Source organism: Paraburkholderia sp. RL18-085-BIA-A (assembly GCF_046027075.1).
GTDB lineage: Bacteria > Pseudomonadota > Gammaproteobacteria > Burkholderiales > Burkholderiaceae > Paraburkholderia.
This window is the reverse complement of sequence record NZ_JARESU010000515.1, coordinates 1-791: the sequence shown is the minus strand read 5'-3', so window position 1 is coordinate 791 and position 791 is coordinate 1. Positions and strand designations below refer to the sequence as shown.

1 pseudogene and 1 other annotated feature are annotated in these 791 nt (G+C 60.6%); the pseudogene reads left to right on the top strand.

Going from position 1 to position 791, the window contains the following annotated elements:
* Positions 1-50 precede the first annotated feature (50 nt).
* Positions 51-791: pseudogene (locus P0D89_RS53590) on the top strand (IS3 family transposase); the annotation flags it as partial.
* Positions 329-445, top strand: a sequence feature (AL1L pseudoknot). (Overlaps the previous pseudogene by 117 nt.)

Below are 791 nucleotides of genomic sequence, written 5' to 3'. Positions count from 1 at the left end.
TGAACCGCCCCGGATTTGATGGAGGCTCCAACTCTTGAGAAAATGGAGCCATGAACAAGTCGAACAAATTTTCTGCTGAAGTCCGGGAACGTGCAGTGCGCATGGTGCAAGAGCATCGCGGCGAGTATCCGTCCCAGTGGGCGGCGATCGAATCCATCGCCCCCAAGATCGGCTGCACGAGCCAGACACTGCTGGGGTGGATCAAACGGAATGAAGTCGATAGCGGCGAGCGTGAGGGCGTGACTACGTCCGAACGCGAACGCCTTAAGGCACTTGAACGCGAGAACAGGGAACTGCGCCGTGCCAACGAGATTCTGAAACTGGCGAGCGCGTTTTTCGCCCAGGCGGAGCTCGACCGCCGCCTGAAGTCCTGAAGGCCTTCATCGATCAGCATCGCGACACCTTCGGGGTCGAGCCGATCTGCAAGGTCTTGCGGATTGCCCCGTCGGGCTACCGGCGCCATGCCGCGCAGCTTCGTGATCCGTCGCGGCGCTGTGTTCGCGCAATACGCGATGAACGTCTGCGGCCGGAGATCAAGCGTGTCTGGCAGGCCAACATGCAGGTCTACGGTGCGGATAAAGTCTGGAAGCAGATGAACCGGGAGCGTATCGCGGTGGCTCGCTGCACGGTTGAACGGTTGATGAAGCAACTGGGTTTGCGTGGTGTGATGCGAGGCAAGCGTGTTCGCACGACCGTTCCTGACGCCATAGCCCCGCGCCCGCTGGATCGGGTCAATCGCCAGTTCAAGGCAGCACGGCCGAACCAGCTCTGGGTTTCGGATTTCACCTACG